The organism is Nonomuraea sp. NPDC050383, from assembly GCF_044459125.1.
Classification (GTDB): Bacteria; Actinomycetota; Actinomycetes; order Streptosporangiales; family Streptosporangiaceae; genus Nonomuraea.
In genome coordinates this window covers 253,157-266,533 of record NZ_JBITIP010000008.1, presented here as the reverse complement: position 1 = coordinate 266,533, position 13,377 = coordinate 253,157, and the positions used below count along the sequence as shown (strand labels likewise).

Below are 13,377 nucleotides of genomic sequence, written 5' to 3'. Positions count from 1 at the left end.
CGCCGGAAAGCCGAGCGGGAAAGCCGAGCCGGAAAGCCGGAAGGACCCGCGCCGGTGTCGGCGCGGGTCCTTCGTTCACCGGGCTCAGCCGGCGTTCAAAGAGCTCAGACGGCTACGGCGAGCTGGGAGACCTCGCCCAGCTTGGCCTCCACCTGGACGTCACGGGTGACGCCGCCGCCCGCGATGATGCGCACGGTCCAGTCGCCCGGCGCGGCGAAGAACCGGAAGACGCCGTCGTCGGACACGACGACCTCACCCGTGAACTCGCCGGAGTGGTCGAGCAGCCGGGCGTAGGCCGTGCCGACGCCCGTGACCACACCCTGGATCACAGCCTGGTTGGTCAGGTCGATGCCGGCGGGCAGAGCGATCGTCTGCTCCGGGGCTCCGCATCCCTGCGCGGTGGTCATCGGGCCTCCCCCAGCTCGATCGGCACGCCCACGAGCGAGCCGTACTCGGTCCACGAACCGTCGTAGTTCTTGACGTTGGCCTGGTCGAGCAGCTCGTGCAGCACGAACCACGTGTGCGCCGAGCGCTCGCCGATGCGGCAGTAGGCGATGGTGTCCTTGCCGAAGTCGACGCCGGCCTCCTGGTAGAGGGCGCGCAGGTCGTCGTCGGCCTTGAACGTGCCGTCGTCGTTGGCCGCCTTGGACCACGGGATGTTGCGGGCGGTCGGCACGTGGCCGCCGCGCTGCGCCTGCTCCTGCGGCAGGTGGGCGGGCGCGAGCAGCTTGCCGGTGAACTCGTCGGGCGAGCGGACGTCGACCAGGTTGAGCTTGCCGATGGCCGAGACGACGTCGTCGCGGAAGGCGCGGATCGCGGCGTCCTGGTCCTGGGCGACGTACTGCGTCCTGTCGCGCTGCGGGACGTCCTTGACCAGCTCGCGGGAGTCGAGCTCCCACTTCTTGCGGCCGCCGTCGAGCAGCTTGACGTTGTCGTGGCCGTAGAGCTTGAAGTACCAGTAGGCGTAGGACGCGAACCAGTTGTTGTTGCCGCCGTAGAGCACGACGGTGTCGTCGTTGGAGATGCCACGCTCGGACAGCAGCGTCTCGAACCCGGTCTTGTCGACGAAGTCACGGCGGACGGGGTCCTGGAGGTCCTGCCTCCAGTCGATCTTGACAGCGCCACGGATGTGGCCCTTGTCGTAGGCGCTGGTGTCCTCGTCGACTTCGACGAGAACGACACCTGGCGTGTCGAGGTTGGCCTCGACCCAGTCGGCATCCACCAGGACGGCGGCGCGGCTCATTGGTGAACCTCCCATGTGGCGGCGGGCGATAGACGGCGAATCAGCAGGTACGTTTCGCAGCCGAGACAGAGTCCGAAGGCTGCGTTGAGGAATGCGGCGAGGAGAGCCGCTGCCGTGGCCCCGAGGGCCAGCGGCGTGATCCCGGCGAGAAGTCCGGCCAGTCCCGCGACCGCGAAGACGAGCCCCACCCCCTGCGCGAAACGCGGCGGGCGGGCGTCCTCCGTCACCTTCGGCGCGCTCCTGACGAGCGCCCGGAAGACCATCCCGTACGGCGAGCGACCGGCCACACCCAGCGCGAACACCACCGCTTGCGCGGCGAGCAGCCAGGCGCTATCCGTCACGAGGACGAGAGCGAGGACCAGGGTGGTGACGGCCGCGCCGAAGCGCAGCGCTCTAGGGTCGGCACGCATCGAGAGATGCTCCCTGAAGGGGGTCGGGTTGGGGCGGATCGGAAGTCCGCGCGAGACCGTCCTCAGGCAGCGCGACAGAGCGCGGTCGCGACGCGGCAGAAATCAACTGCCCGCCGCTTCGTCAGCAGCTCTGTCGAAAGGTTCATGCCGACGACACTACTCGTCGTCTCGCCATCTGTCACATCTCGTCCGATTCCTGAGACGACGGCGTCCCGGTGGGCGTTTCGCCCGGTGGCACGGCGATGGCGAGGGCGGTCAGCACGTCGGCCTTGCGCGGCTGGCCGGAGGCCCTTTTCACGATGTCCCCCGACGGGCCGAGGACAAGGACCGTCGGCGTGCGCAGGATGTCGAGCTTCCGCACGAGGTCCAGGCGCGACTCCGCGTCGATCTCGACGTGCGCGACCCCCGGCACGAGCGCGCTCACGTCCGCCAGGATCCGCCGCGTCGCGCGGCACGGCTGGCAGAACGCGGTGGAGAACTGCACGAGCGTCGCCCTCGGCCCCAGGGGCGCTCCCAGCACCTCGGCGGTGAGCCGGTCGCCGGCCCTGTCGCGCATGCGTCCGTCGCGGCGCAGCCGTACCACCCCGATCCCCGTACCGAGCGCCAGCACGGCCAGCACCACCCACACGCCTGTCATCGCCAGGTGCAACCACGGCGCCCCCGGATTCCTTCCGCCCGCCTCAGCTCGGCACCTTGACGGTGACCAGCACCCGGTTCGAGGAGACGTCCATCACGTCGAACCGCGCGATGTCGCCCATCGGGATCCACGTCCGGCCGGCGAAGACCGGCTTGTCCTGGTAGCTCGCCCGGTTGACCGTCCAGCCGTCCGTGACGTCGCGCCGCCCGTCCCGGCCGACCACGACGAGCCGGCACGTCGTGCCGGTGGGCACCCCGGACACGCGCACGGAGATCCCCGTCCCGTGCGTGCCGGGGAACGCCGCCACGCTCGCGTAGGCGTCGGTGGACCTGTTCTGGCCGGAGAACTCCTGCTCGTCGGCGGACCGTCGGTCCGGTTTGGGCGACCCGCTCCCTTCCGGACGGGTCTCGGCCAGCACCCTCGGCTGGTCGTCCCGCGCCTTGGCCCGCGGCTCCTCGGTCGCCTTCGCGCGCGGCGCGTCACTCGCCGAGGGGGCGGCGTCACGAGCTCTCGACGCGCCCTCCTCGGGCCGGGACGCCGGGGCCGACGCCGTCGTGCCGGGCTGGTTCACGACGGCCGTCCACACGCCGCCGCCCGCGACGATCGCCGCCGCGGAGGCGGCCACCACCATCAGCATCCGCCCTCTGCGGCGGCGCTTGACGCGCGCGTTCAGCAGCCGGTCGAGCACCTGGCGCGGCGGGCTGGTCACCAGCTGCACGTCCCGCTCGGACACCTTCTCCAGGAACGCCGACACGCCCTCCAGCTCCACCAGCTCGGCGCCGCACGCCTCGCAGCCCGCCAGATGGGCGTCGACCTCCAGCGCCTCGTCCGGCTCCAGCGCCCCCAGGGCGTGGGCGCCCAGCGCGATCCGCGCCTCCTCGCACGTCATCACGGCGCCAGCCCCCGCTCCTCCAGGGCGAGCTTCAGCGCCCGCAGCGCGTAGTAGGTGCGCGACTTGACCGTGCCGGGCGGTATGCCCAGCGTGGCCGACGCCTCCTTCACCGATCGCCCCCGGTAGTAGACCTCCAACAGCACCTCGCGGTGCTCGGGCCGCAGCGCGGCCAGCGCCTCCGCCACGGCCCACGACTCGACCGCCCGCTCCAGCTCATCGTCCGCGGGGACGACGGCCAGCGCCTCGTCGCCGGTCTCCTGCGGGCGCGACCGGCGCGCGCGGTGCTGGTCGACCACGAGGTTGCGGGCGACGGTGAACAGCCAGGCGCGGATGGGCCGGTCGGTCAGCGCGTCGGGGTGCCGCCACGCCCTCAGCAGCGTCTCCTGCACCACATCCTCCGCCCGTCCGGCGTCGCCGGTCAGTCGCAGCACGTAACCGTAGAGCGGCCCGGCGTGCTCGTCGAAAAGGGTCCGCACGAGCTCCTCGTCGGCGGTGCCTGCTGGACTCACGCCCTCATCACGTACGGGCGGGCGGGCCGGTTCAACGCCGCGCGGAAGTCCGTCACGCGCCGCGTCGTCATCCCGCGACGAGCCGTCCACCGGGCCCTCTCCCGGAGGCGGCTTCCCCGGCGGTCAGCCCGCCGGGCGCCGGCGCCGGGTCACAACTTCTGGCCGCTGAGCGGCACGTCCCTCGCCTCGGCCGAGAACTCCAGCCCGTCCGCCACATTGCGCACCCCCGTCACCTTCACGTCGAACGGCAGATCGCCCTTGAACGGGATCGTGTAGCTGACCAGCTTGGCGAGCGTGTCGGGCACCCCCTCGATCTTCTGCGCCCGCAGCAGGATGCCGCCGTCGGCCACCTCGACCCGCATCTCGGCGTCGAACTTGACCTTGGTCACGCCCACCGCCACCTCACCCGAGGCGACGAGCCGCGAGCCGTTCCCGCTGATCTTGACGCCCTTGGGCGCGTACTTGTCGATCGTCGCCCTGGTCAGGGTGCCCCGGACGGTCAGCCGTCCGGCCCTGACGTCGGCCCGGTTCTGGATCACGTCGGCGAGCGGCGCCGTCACGTCGTAGGCGACGCCCTGGAGGTTCTTCACCGGCACGCCGCCGTAGGTGAGCGTGCCCAGATCGAAGCGCACCTCCGGGTAGCGGCCCGAGACGGCCTGCGTGAGGAACGGGATGCCCTCGATCGACACCTCCGGCTGCCGGTCCAGGTCCGCGGAGGCCGCGATCCGGTTGGACAGGTCCCGCTCCACGCCCGCGACCGCCACCCGGTCGACGACGGCGAGGAGGACTCCCAGCACGATCAGGAAAACGAGCAGCTTGCGCATCGGGCTCCCTGTCTCAGGCCACGGATCATGAGCTTATCGACTGCAATGCCCCTTCCCCGCCGGGCCGCGTGCTCACCGCGAAGTCGTCATCCGCCCGCGAAGGGCGGCAGCACCTCGACCGTCGCCCCCTCGCCGAGGACCACGGCGTCATGCGGGCGCTTGCCGACCGGAGAGCCGTCCACCAGGAAGGAGGAACGGCTCACCACCCGGGCGAGTTCGGCGCGATCCCGTGTGATGTTCGTCATGAGTTCGCCGAGTGTCGCCGCCTCGAACGGCTCCTCGGCGACACCGGCCGCTTCCTTCGCCGCGGCCCAATACCGCACTTTTCCAGTGGCCATGGCAACCTCATACTCGTAGTTCCGCCATTGTGCGACATCCTTAACATCGTCGTCGCAGGTAAAACGCTGTTCATCTGATGGACGCCCAATGGACGCGACATTCGCGTGGGTTATCCTCCCCTACAGGACCTGGGCGATGTAGCCCCCGGGTCCTTGCGCGTTTGAGGAGGCCGAAATGAGCAACCTGCTCCTGCTGACCAACGCCCTCGAGCCGTCCTCCGAGGTGCTTCCGGCGCTGGGGCTGCTGCTCCACTCGGTCCGTGTCTCCCCCGCGGAGGCGTCCGCTCTCATCGACGCGCCACCGGTGGACGCCGTGCTCGTGGACGCCCGCAAGGAGCTCGTCCACGCCAAGAGCCTGTGCCGGCTCATCCGCACCACGGGCATCGACTGCCCGCTGCTGGTGGTCGTCACCGAGGGCGGGCTCGCCGCGATGACCGCCGAGTGGGGCGTCGACGACGTGCTGCTCGACAGCGCCGGACCGGCCGAGGTCGAGGCGCGGCTGCGCATGGCGACCGGCCGCATCTCGCAGGCCGGCGGCGAGGACGTGCCCGACGAGATCCGCAGCGGCGACCTGTCCATCGACGAGGCCACCTACACGGCCCGGCTGCGGGGGCGGGTGCTCGACCTGACGTTCAAGGAGTTCGAGCTGCTCAAGTACCTCGCCCAGCACCCCGGCCGGGTCTTCACCCGGGCGCAGCTGCTGCAGGAGGTGTGGGGGTACGACTACTTCGGCGGCACGCGGACGGTGGACGTCCACGTGCGGCGGCTGCGGGCCAAGCTCGGCACGGAGTACGAGTCGCTGATCGGCACGGTCCGCAACGTCGGCTACCGCTTCGTCCCGGACCGTACCGACCCGGCCCACGTCTGACCCGGACATGGCTGAGGCCCGCCCCTTCGATGGGCGGGCCTCAGTGGTGGGTCAGCTCGTCACCGTGATGCGGTCGGTGGCGGGCGGGGCGATCGGGTTGTCCTTGCCGAGGTGCTCGACGAACGCGTCGATGTCCAGCGGCCCGCTCCAGAGGTCCGTGCCGTCCTTGAAGGCAAGGAACGCGTCACCGCCGCCGACCAGGAAGTTGTTGGCCGCGACGCGGATCTGCTGCGTGTCCGTGACAGGGGCGCCGTCGATGCGGATGTCCGACACCTTCGAGCCCCACGGGGCGGACGTGCTGTAGGTGTAGGTCAGGTTCGCCGAGGGCTGGAGGATCTTGGTGAACGCCTGGTTGTTGGGCCCACCGGTGAACTGCTGCTCCAGCACCGTCTTGAGCTGCGCGCCGGTCAGCGTGACCACCTGCATGAGGTTGTTGAACGGCTGGACGGTGAACGCCTCGCCGTACGTCACGACGCCGGGGCCCTCGCCGGCCGGCGAGCCCGCGTAGGTGAGGGCCGCGCGGACGCCGCCCGGGTTCATGAGCGCGACCTGCGCGTTGCCGCCGGTCCTGGTGGCGGCGAGCTGCGCGTCGGCGATGAGGTCGCCCAGCGGCGTCTCGCCGCTCGGCCCGCCCGTGTTCGGGATGTCGGCCGTGATGCGGCCCACGGGCTTGTTGGCGACCGGCGCGACCCGGTCCTTCCAGGCCTTCACGAAGTCCGAGATATCCCGGTCCGGTTCGACCGTGCGCGTCACGACGTGGTTGTCCGCCACGACCGAGGAGCGCACGACGTCCCGCGTGCGGACGTCCACGTTCAGGTCCACCTGCGTGATGACGCGGCCGAACGAGCCGCCCTGCGAGTAGAGGCGGTCCTGGCCGGCCGGGTCCTTGACCTTGCACAGGTACGCCTGGTGCGAGTGACCGCTGAGCACCACGTCGATCTCGGGGTCGACCTGCGTGGCGATGCGGTTGCCGGCTCCGGGGACGGCGCTGCACGCGTCGGGCGACTGCCCGGCGTTGACCTGGTCGCCCTCGTGGACGAGCACGACCTGGGCCTTGACGCCGAGGACCTTGAGCACCTTGGAGGCGACGTTCGCGGCCTTGACCTCGTCCACGAACTTGAGGTCCTTGATGCCCTCGGCCGTGACGATGCCCGGCGTGGTCTGGGTGACCAGGCCGATGAAGCCGACCGGCACGCCGTTCATCCACTGGACGCTGACCGGCGGCAGCGCGGGAACGCCCCAGTCGGACAGCAGCTTCCGGACCGCGGGCTGGTCGCCGAGCGCCGCCAGCGCGTCGGTCTTCTCCCCGCGGTTCTTGAACAGGACGTTCGCGCCCACGTAGTCGTACTGGGCGCCCTTCCACTCCCCGGCGGGCGAGCAGCCGTCGACCGGGTGGCAGCCGCCCTTCATGATGCGCCGCAGCTCGGCGTAGCCCTCGTCGAACTCGTGGTTGCCGACCGCGGCGACCTTCAGCCCGAGCTTGCCGAGGAACTCGACCGACGGCTCGTCGTGGTAGGCCGCGGAGATGAGCGGGGTGGCGCCGATGAGGTCGCCCTGGGCCACCGCGATCGTGTTCTTGTCGGTGTGGGCCTTCATGTGGGTGGCGATGTAGGCGGCTCCGCCGGCATCCACCGTCGCGCCGGTCTCGTCGACCATGCGTCCGGAGGAGCCCGTGGGGGGTTCGAGGTTGCCGTGGAAGTCGTTGAGGGCGAGCAGGCGGACGGGAACCGTCCGGGGGGCCTGCTTCGCGTCCGCCGGGACCGCGGCCAGCAGGGCCGAGGCGGTGGCGACGGCTCCGGCCACCGCGAGCCGGAGGAGGGAACGAGACATCATGGCCCAAGACGTTACGGTGCGAAGCTTTGCGGCCAATGTCGCAAAGGTAACGATTCACCCGCCGGTGGCATGGCGTGTTTTGCCAGTCGTACGCCTAGAGTTCGATCTGTGACGGCACACGTGGAAGTCCGGCAACGGCTCTCTGACCAGGAAATCACCGAGGTGCTCTCGCTCGTCGAGGCGGCGACGGAGGCCGACGGCGTCCGCCCGCTCAACGAGCACGTCATGCTCCACCTGCGCTACGGCGGCGACCCCCACGCGCGGTCGGTGCTGCTGTACGCCGGCGACGTCCTGGCCGGGTACGCGCACGTGGACCCCACCGACGAGGTCGAGGGGCCGAGCGGGGAGCTCGTCGTCCACCCCGCCCACCGCCACCAGGGGCACGGCCGGCGGTTGCTGGGGGCCGTGCTCGGCGAGGCCGGCGGGCGGCTGCGGCTGTGGGCGCACGGCGACCACGACGGGGCCGGGGCCCTCGCCGCCTCCCTGGGGCTCCGGCGGGTGCGGTCCCTCTGGCAGATGCGCCGGTCGCTGTACGCCCCGCTGGCGCCGTACACGCTGCCCGACGGGGTGCGGCTACGGGCGTTCAGGCCCGGCCAGGACGAGGAGGAGTGGCTCAAGGTCAACGCCGCGGCCTTCGCCCACCACCCCGAGCAGGGCGCGTGGACCCTGGACGACCTGCTCAGGCGGGAGCGGGAGCCGTGGTTCGACCCCGCCGGGTTCTTCCTGGCCGTACGGGGCGAGCGGCTCGTGGGATTCCACTGGACGAAGATCCACGGATCCTCCGAGCACGGGCACGAGCCGCTCGGCGAGGTGTACGTCGTCGGCGTCGACCCCTCCCAGCAGGGCACCGGCCTCGGCAAGGCGCTCACGCTGGCCGGACTGAGCCACCTGCGCTCGCGCGGGCTCGCGCAGGCGATGCTCTACGTGGACGAGACGAACACGGCCGCGATCAGGCTGTACGAGGCGCTGGGGTTCGCGCGCTGGGACGCCGACGTCATGTACGCCGCTACTCCACCACCCAGTGCAGAGCGAAGTAGGTGAGAGCGGCCACCAGCGCCGCGGCCGGGATCGTGAGGATCCAGCCGGTCACGATGTTGCCCGCCACGCCCCACCGCACGGCCGACAGCCGCTTGGTCGAGCCGACGCCCATGATGGCGCTGGTGATGGTGTGGGTCGTTGAGATGGGCGCCCCGAACCCGATCGCCGCGGTGTAGAGGACCGTCGCCGCCGCCGCCTCCGCCGCGAAGCCCTGCGGCGGGTCGAGGGCGATGATGCGCCGGCCGAGCGTGCGCATGATGCGCCAGCCTCCGGCGTACGTGCCGAGGGAGATCGCGCTCGCCGCGGAGATGATGACCCACTGCGGAATGGGGTCCTGCTCCCCGGCGTAGCCGCCGACCACGAGCGCCAGGAAGATCACGCCCATCGTCTTCTGCGCGTCCTGCAGGCCGTGGCCGAGCGCCATGGCGGCGGCCGAGACGGTCTGGGAGTAGCGGAAGCCGCGGTTGGTCTTGCCCGGCTGCGCGTGCCGGAAGATCCAGTAGATCCCGATCATGATCGCGGCCGCCAGCGTGAAGCCGAGCAGCGGGGAAAGGATCATGGGGACGACGACCTTCTCCAGCACGCCGTCCCAGTGGACGACGCTGGCCGAGGCCAGCGCCGAGCCCACGAGGCCGCCGATCAGCGCGTGGCTGGAGGAGGAGGGCAGGCCGAAGTACCAGGTGATGAGGTTCCAGACGATCGCGCCGACCAGGGCCGACGCCACGATGACCAGCCCGTGCGAGCCCTGTGGCGCGTCGATGATGCCCTTGCCGACGGTCTGGGCCACCTGCGTGCCGAGGTGGGCGCCGATGAAGTTCATCGCCGCGGCCATGAACAGCGCCGCTCTGGGGGTGAGGGCGCGGGTCGAGACCGAGGTCGCGATGGCGTTCGCCGCGTCGTGGAAGCCGTTGGTGTAGTCGAAGGCCAGCGCCACGACGACCACGCCGATGACGAGGGCGAGCGTGAGGTCCACGGGGCCTAGCTTTCCTTGACCGCGATCGACTCGACGGTGTTGGCCACGTGCTCGAAGGCGTCGGCCGCCTCCTCCAAGGCGTCGATGACCTCCTTCATCTTCATGACCGTCAACGCGTCGTACTCGCCGCTGAACAGCTTGGCCAGCAGCCGGCGGTAGACCTGGTCACCCTGGTTCTCCAGGCGGTTGACCTCGATCCAGTACTCGTTGAGGTTCTTCATCGAGCGAAGGCGCGGCATCGCCTCGGCGGTCAGCTCGGCCGCCCGCTCCAGCACCTCGACCTGACGCACGACGTCCTTGGGGAGGTGGTCGATCTGGTAGAGGACGATGAGGTCGGAGGCCGCTTCCATGGCGTCCATCACGTCGTCGAGGTTCGAGGCGAGGCGGTAGATGTCCTCGCGGTCGAACGGCGTGATGAAGCTCTCATTGAGCCGGTTCATGATCGCATGGGTGCGGTCGTCGCCGGCATGCTCGCAGGCGCGCATCTTCTCGGCCAGGGCTTCCCTGTCCGACCCGTCACTGATGATCTCAACCAGCAGACGGGAGGCCGTGACCAGGTTGTTCGCCGAGTCGGCGAACAGGTCGTAGTAGCTGTCCTCACGTGGCGTGAGACGCAGGCGCACGTCGTTCTCCAGATGTGCGGGGATGGTCCGTGGAAGAGAGTACGGCTTACCAGGCGAAATGCGAACTTCATGTCCCCTTCTCCTAGTCGCTACCCTCCGTATGCTCTGCGACACCGGGGAACCTGTCGGTCCGGGGGCCATCTCGCTGGGGACTTGTTTGCCGTACGGTCACCATCTTCGTGAGTTTCCTCCCGTACCGCCAGCCTGGTCAGATCCGCGTCCGGTGGAAGTCCTTGTACGACCTGGACGGCGTCGGCCCCCGCTGTCCCTGGTACCGGGACCCGTACTTCTCCGACCCGTACGGATGCTCCGCCGGCGAGCTGAGCCGGAACACGCAGAGCTGCCCGATCTTCATCCCCGGCCACAGCTTGATGGGCAGAGTCGCCACGTTCGACAGCTCCAGCGTCACATGCCCGCTGAACCCCGGATCGATGAACCCGGCCGTCGAATGCGTCAGCAGCCCCAGCCGCCCCAGCGAGCTCTTCCCCTCCAACCTGGAAGCCAGATCGCTGGGGAGCGTGATGACCTCGTACGTCGAAGCCAGCACGAACTCACCCGGGTGCAGGATGAACGGCTCGTCCCCGTCCGGCTCCACCATGCGCGTCAGGTCCGGTTGCTCGGTCGAGGGATCGATGTGCGGGTACCTGTGGTTCTCGAAGACCCGGAAGAACCGATCGAGCCGCACGTCGATGCTCGACGGCTGGATCATGTCCCGATCGAACGGTTCGAGCGCCAGCCGTCCCGAGTCGATCTCGTTCTGGATGTCACGGTCAGAGAGCAGCACGTGGAGCAACCTACCGTGTACGGGCTCGCTCCTACCGGGTGCGGGCCTGCTCCTGCCGTGTACCGGCTCGCTTCCGGCGCGTGCGGGCTTGTCGAAGTGGCCTGTGTTTCCGCTACAGTGGGACCGCGGCTTCGGCCGATGCGGGTGTAGTTCAATGGCAGAACATCAGCTTCCCAAGCTGACAGCGCGGGTTCGATTCCCGTCACCCGCTCCACGAACGAAAAGCCAGGTCAGGGATCGCTTCCCGACCTGGCCTTTGATTTTCACGGGCTTGCCTTCGATCTTCCGTGCCCGTTACGTGCCCGATCCGTCGGGATCTTGCTTCTTCAGGACCTCCCCGGCGAGCCTTCCGAGGGCGTCGGCGATGGCTCTGTCCCGCTCCATCGCGGTGTGCTGGTAGATCAACGCGGAACGGGTCGTGGAGTGGCCCATGCGGGTCATCAGGTCACGGAGCGTCGCACCGGACTGGGCGGCGAGAGTGTTGCCGGTGTGACGCAGATCATGGAAGTGGAAGCCGGAGAAACCCGCGTTCTTGAGCGCGGCCGTCCAGACGCGAGTGAAGTTCGCTCGCCGGAGCCGGGCACCCTTCGGGCCGACGAAAACGTGCCCGGCGGCGGTCTGCTCGGCGTAGGTCTCCATGTGCTCCCGCAGGGGCGGGAGAAGCATGGCCGGCACGCTGACCAGCGCTTGCCCGCCTCCGACTTGGGCGGGCCGATGGTGACCGAGCCGTCCTTGAGCTCGGTCGTGGTGCCGACGACGCGGATCGTGCCCGGCCTCCAGGTCCACGTTCCGCCGCTGGAGCGCGGCCAGCTCGCCCCATCGCAGGCTGGCGAAGGTGGCCAGCAGGATCAGCATCCGGAACCTAGGTTCGATGGAGTCGGCCAGGACGAAGACCTGCTTCATGGTGAGCACCGGCCGTTCCGGCGAGTCCTCCTTGCCCGCGCCCTTGATCTTGCACGGGTTGGACTTGATCAGGCCGTCCTCCACCGCCGTGTTGAAGATCGCCTTCAGGAGCCGGTACGCCTTCGCCACCGTGACCGGCCCGACGCCCTCGTCCAGGAGCGTCTTGCGCCACTTCCGGATGTGCGCCTCCTTGATCTCGCTCATGGCGCGGTTGCCGAAAGTCGGCATCAGGTGGATCCGGAGAAGCCCCTCGTAGAGCTGAAGAGTCTTGGGTCGCAGCCCCGGGCGTTCCTCGACCCAGGCTGTGCCGTACTCCTTGAAGCTGACCTTGCCGAGGTCCGGGTTCAGCCAGTCCCCCGCGTGGATCTCGGCCTCCTTCTTGGTCAGCCAGATCTCGGCCTCGCGCTTGGTGGCGAAGGTGTTGTGCCGTCCGGTCAACGCCGTCAAGCCCCGGATACCTGGCCTGGAACCGGCCCGAGGGGAGTTTCCGAACGCGACCGAATCGGCGCTTGCTCATGCCGCCCTCCATGTTCGGGTGGTGATGGGGTGGACGAGCCCCGCCGCGATGAAGTCATCGAGCGCGGATTCGGGGATGCGAACCTTGCGCCCGAGGCGGACGAAGGTGATCCGGCGTTCCTCGATGAGGCGCCGGGGGAACCGCTCGCTGGTGCCGAGCCGTTCGGCGACCTCGGCGACGGTGAGGAGGCGGTCGGCCGGTGGCTTCTCTCTGGTGCTCATGCCGCCCTCCCTTCAGTTGCCGAAAGATTTTGGTCTTCGAGTTGGCGCAAGTGGGCTCGCCAGCGTTGACGGTCTCGGATCGAGCGGAGGAGGCGGGTGGCCAGAGGCGGCACGTTAGCGTCTCCGGCCGGGACGGGCCGCCAGACGTAGCGGTGCGGGTCGGGTGTCTCGTCGGTCTGGCCGAGGGCTTCCAGGACCCAGGTGCGGCGATCCTGCTTGTGCTCGGCGAGGGTCTTGTTGGACCACTTGCGGGAGACCAGGACGCGGCGTCCGGCGTAGCCGAGGTGGTCGGGCTTGTGGGCCTTGCCCCGGCAGCGGCCCGGAGCCATTCCGGGTTTGGCGTTCTTGGGCTGGATGCCGTAGCGCAGCCAGTTGGCGCAGGTGGGCGAGCATGGTTCGGTGTGCAGGGCCTCGATGAGACGGGCGGCGTGCTCTCGCCGGGCCGGGTTGTCGGCGGTGGCGTCGAGGGGCTCGGCCAGGCTCTTGGTCAGGTAGTTGGTGAGGTAGCCGAGCCACTTGCCGGCGGCGGGTGTGCCCGCCAGGACGCTTTGGATGTTGTGCTGCTGTCCGAAGCGGACCACGTGCAGAGGTTCGGCGTCCTCGTCAGTGTCAAGGGCGGCGCTCCGCGCCGCCTCGCGGCCCTCCTGCCGCTCGGCGGCCGGGCATGCGGCCTGGGGGCCGGTCCCGGCCGCCAGCGCCCCGGGCCGCTCCAGGGCCTCACGCTGTTCTCTCTATTCGGGTGGCCAACAGGTAGACGGTGCTTC

At 69.7% G+C, this 13,377-nt stretch carries 17 protein-coding genes and 1 tRNA gene; 3 read left to right on the top strand and 15 right to left on the bottom strand.

The window, feature by feature from the left end; all coding sequences use genetic code 11:
• Positions 1–104: 104 nt before the first annotated feature.
• The 8 genes from ACIBG4_RS22010 to ACIBG4_RS21975 form a co-directional block, all read right to left on the bottom strand.
• The gene (locus ACIBG4_RS22010; protein WP_310706928.1) at positions 105–407 is read right to left on the bottom strand and encodes a DUF1416 domain-containing protein; all 303 of its coding nucleotides are present in this window, start codon (positions 405–407) and stop codon (positions 105–107) included.
• Positions 404–1,243 carry a sulfurtransferase gene (locus ACIBG4_RS22005; RefSeq protein ID WP_310706929.1) on the bottom strand — a complete coding sequence of 280 codons (840 nt, stop codon included), beginning with the start codon at positions 1,241–1,243 and terminating at the stop codon, positions 404–406. Before ACIBG4_RS22005 ends, ACIBG4_RS22010 begins: the two co-directional genes overlap by 4 nt.
• Complete coding sequence (locus ACIBG4_RS22000) at positions 1,240–1,653, bottom strand: DUF4395 domain-containing protein (protein WP_397203366.1); 414 nt, start codon at positions 1,651–1,653, stop codon at positions 1,240–1,242. The genes ACIBG4_RS22005 and ACIBG4_RS22000 overlap by 4 nt, the downstream gene beginning before the upstream one ends.
• A gap of 178 nt (positions 1,654–1,831) precedes the next feature.
• Positions 1,832–2,290 (bottom strand): thioredoxin family protein, encoded by a 459-nt coding sequence (locus ACIBG4_RS21995; RefSeq protein ID WP_397203365.1) that lies wholly within the window; start codon positions 2,288–2,290, stop codon positions 1,832–1,834.
• A gap of 43 nt (positions 2,291–2,333) precedes the next feature.
• Positions 2,334–3,179 (bottom strand): anti-sigma factor family protein, encoded by an 846-nt coding sequence (locus ACIBG4_RS21990; protein ID WP_397203460.1) that lies wholly within the window; start codon positions 3,177–3,179, stop codon positions 2,334–2,336.
• Positions 3,179–3,691 (bottom strand): sigma-70 family RNA polymerase sigma factor, encoded by a 513-nt coding sequence (locus ACIBG4_RS21985; protein WP_310706932.1) that lies wholly within the window; start codon positions 3,689–3,691, stop codon positions 3,179–3,181. Before ACIBG4_RS21985 ends, ACIBG4_RS21990 begins: the two co-directional genes overlap by 1 nt.
• 149 nt (positions 3,692–3,840) lie before the next feature.
• Positions 3,841–4,515 carry a DUF2993 domain-containing protein gene (locus tag ACIBG4_RS21980; RefSeq protein ID WP_397203364.1) on the bottom strand — a complete coding sequence of 225 codons (675 nt, stop codon included), beginning with the start codon at positions 4,513–4,515 and terminating at the stop codon, positions 3,841–3,843.
• An 86-nt stretch (positions 4,516–4,601) separates the two neighbouring features.
• A complete protein-coding gene (locus ACIBG4_RS21975) occupies positions 4,602–4,853 on the bottom strand; it encodes a MoaD/ThiS family protein (protein WP_355435144.1) in 252 nt (83 codons plus the stop codon).
• 175 nt (positions 4,854–5,028) lie between these two features.
• On the opposite strand from ACIBG4_RS21975, the gene ACIBG4_RS21970 reads away from it, so the two are divergent.
• Positions 5,029–5,721: a response regulator transcription factor gene (locus tag ACIBG4_RS21970; protein ID WP_310706935.1), complete on the top strand. Its 693-nt coding sequence runs from the start codon at positions 5,029–5,031 to the stop codon at positions 5,719–5,721.
• A gap of 51 nt (positions 5,722–5,772) precedes the next feature.
• Here the strand turns inward: ACIBG4_RS21970 and ACIBG4_RS21965 are convergent, their stop codons facing one another.
• Entirely contained in the window at positions 5,773–7,554 is a 1,782-nt protein-coding gene (locus tag ACIBG4_RS21965) for a bifunctional metallophosphatase/5'-nucleotidase (protein ID WP_397203363.1), read from the bottom strand.
• Positions 7,555–7,662: 108 nt separating this feature from the next.
• On the opposite strand from ACIBG4_RS21965, the gene mshD reads away from it, so the two are divergent.
• Positions 7,663–8,595: a mycothiol synthase gene (mshD, locus tag ACIBG4_RS21960; protein ID WP_397203362.1), complete on the top strand. Its 933-nt coding sequence runs from the start codon at positions 7,663–7,665 to the stop codon at positions 8,593–8,595.
• Here the strand turns inward: mshD and ACIBG4_RS21955 are convergent.
• The 3 genes from ACIBG4_RS21955 to dcd form a co-directional block, all read right to left on the bottom strand.
• Positions 8,561–9,565, bottom strand: a complete 1,005-nt coding sequence (locus tag ACIBG4_RS21955) for an anion permease (protein WP_310706938.1) — start codon at positions 9,563–9,565, stop codon at positions 8,561–8,563. The genes mshD and ACIBG4_RS21955 overlap by 35 nt on opposite strands.
• 5 nt (positions 9,566–9,570) lie before the next feature.
• The gene (locus ACIBG4_RS21950; RefSeq protein WP_310706939.1) at positions 9,571–10,188 is read right to left on the bottom strand and encodes a DUF47 family protein; all 618 of its coding nucleotides are present in this window, start codon (positions 10,186–10,188) and stop codon (positions 9,571–9,573) included.
• Positions 10,189–10,396: 208 nt separating this feature from the next.
• Complete coding sequence (gene dcd / locus ACIBG4_RS21945) at positions 10,397–10,972, bottom strand: dCTP deaminase (protein WP_397203361.1); 576 nt, start codon at positions 10,970–10,972, stop codon at positions 10,397–10,399.
• Between the two features lie 140 nt (positions 10,973–11,112).
• On the opposite strand from dcd, the gene ACIBG4_RS21940 reads away from it, so the two are divergent.
• Positions 11,113–11,186, top strand: a tRNA-Gly gene (locus ACIBG4_RS21940).
• Between the two features lie 80 nt (positions 11,187–11,266).
• Here the strand turns inward: ACIBG4_RS21940 and ACIBG4_RS21935 are convergent.
• The 3 genes from ACIBG4_RS21935 to ACIBG4_RS21925 all read right to left on the bottom strand — a co-directional run bounded on the left by ACIBG4_RS21935 (position 11,267) and on the right by ACIBG4_RS21925 (position 13,308).
• Entirely contained in the window at positions 11,267–12,322 is a 1,056-nt protein-coding gene (locus ACIBG4_RS21935) for a tyrosine-type recombinase/integrase (protein ID WP_397203360.1), read from the bottom strand.
• A 66-nt stretch (positions 12,323–12,388) separates the two neighbouring features.
• Positions 12,389–12,613 (bottom strand): helix-turn-helix domain-containing protein, encoded by a 225-nt coding sequence (locus ACIBG4_RS21930; protein WP_397203359.1) that lies wholly within the window; start codon positions 12,611–12,613, stop codon positions 12,389–12,391.
• On the bottom strand, positions 12,610–13,308 hold the full coding sequence (locus ACIBG4_RS21925; protein WP_397203459.1) for a replication initiator: 699 nt from the start codon (positions 13,306–13,308) through the stop codon (positions 12,610–12,612). The genes ACIBG4_RS21930 and ACIBG4_RS21925 overlap by 4 nt, the downstream gene beginning before the upstream one ends.
• Positions 13,309–13,377: the final 69 nt, after the last annotated feature.

What these genes read in the sequence shown, in the direction of transcription:
- ACIBG4_RS21995 (WP_397203365.1), bottom strand. Translation starts at nt 2,290, where the DNA reads ATGACAGGCGTGTGGGTGGTGCTGGCCGTGCTGGCGCTCGGTACGGGG.
- ACIBG4_RS21970 (WP_310706935.1), top strand. Translation starts at nt 5,029, where the DNA reads ATGAGCAACCTGCTCCTGCTGACCAACGCCCTCGAGCCGTCCTCCGAG.
- ACIBG4_RS22005 (WP_310706929.1), bottom strand. Translation starts at nt 1,243, where the DNA reads ATGAGCCGCGCCGCCGTCCTGGTGGATGCCGACTGGGTCGAGGCCAAC.
- ACIBG4_RS21930 (WP_397203359.1), bottom strand. Translation starts at nt 12,613, where the DNA reads ATGAGCACCAGAGAGAAGCCACCGGCCGACCGCCTCCTCACCGTCGCC.
- ACIBG4_RS21990 (WP_397203460.1), bottom strand. Translation starts at nt 3,179, where the DNA reads ATGACGTGCGAGGAGGCGCGGATCGCGCTGGGCGCCCACGCCCTGGGG.
- ACIBG4_RS22010 (WP_310706928.1), bottom strand. Translation starts at nt 407, where the DNA reads ATGACCACCGCGCAGGGATGCGGAGCCCCGGAGCAGACGATCGCTCTG.
- ACIBG4_RS21975 (WP_355435144.1), bottom strand. Translation starts at nt 4,853, where the DNA reads ATGGCCACTGGAAAAGTGCGGTATTGGGCCGCGGCGAAGGAAGCGGCC.
- ACIBG4_RS21965 (WP_397203363.1), bottom strand. Translation starts at nt 7,554, where the DNA reads ATGATGTCTCGTTCCCTCCTCCGGCTCGCGGTGGCCGGAGCCGTCGCC.
- ACIBG4_RS22000 (WP_397203366.1), bottom strand. Translation starts at nt 1,653, where the DNA reads ATGCGTGCCGACCCTAGAGCGCTGCGCTTCGGCGCGGCCGTCACCACC.
- ACIBG4_RS21980 (WP_397203364.1), bottom strand. Translation starts at nt 4,515, where the DNA reads ATGCGCAAGCTGCTCGTTTTCCTGATCGTGCTGGGAGTCCTCCTCGCC.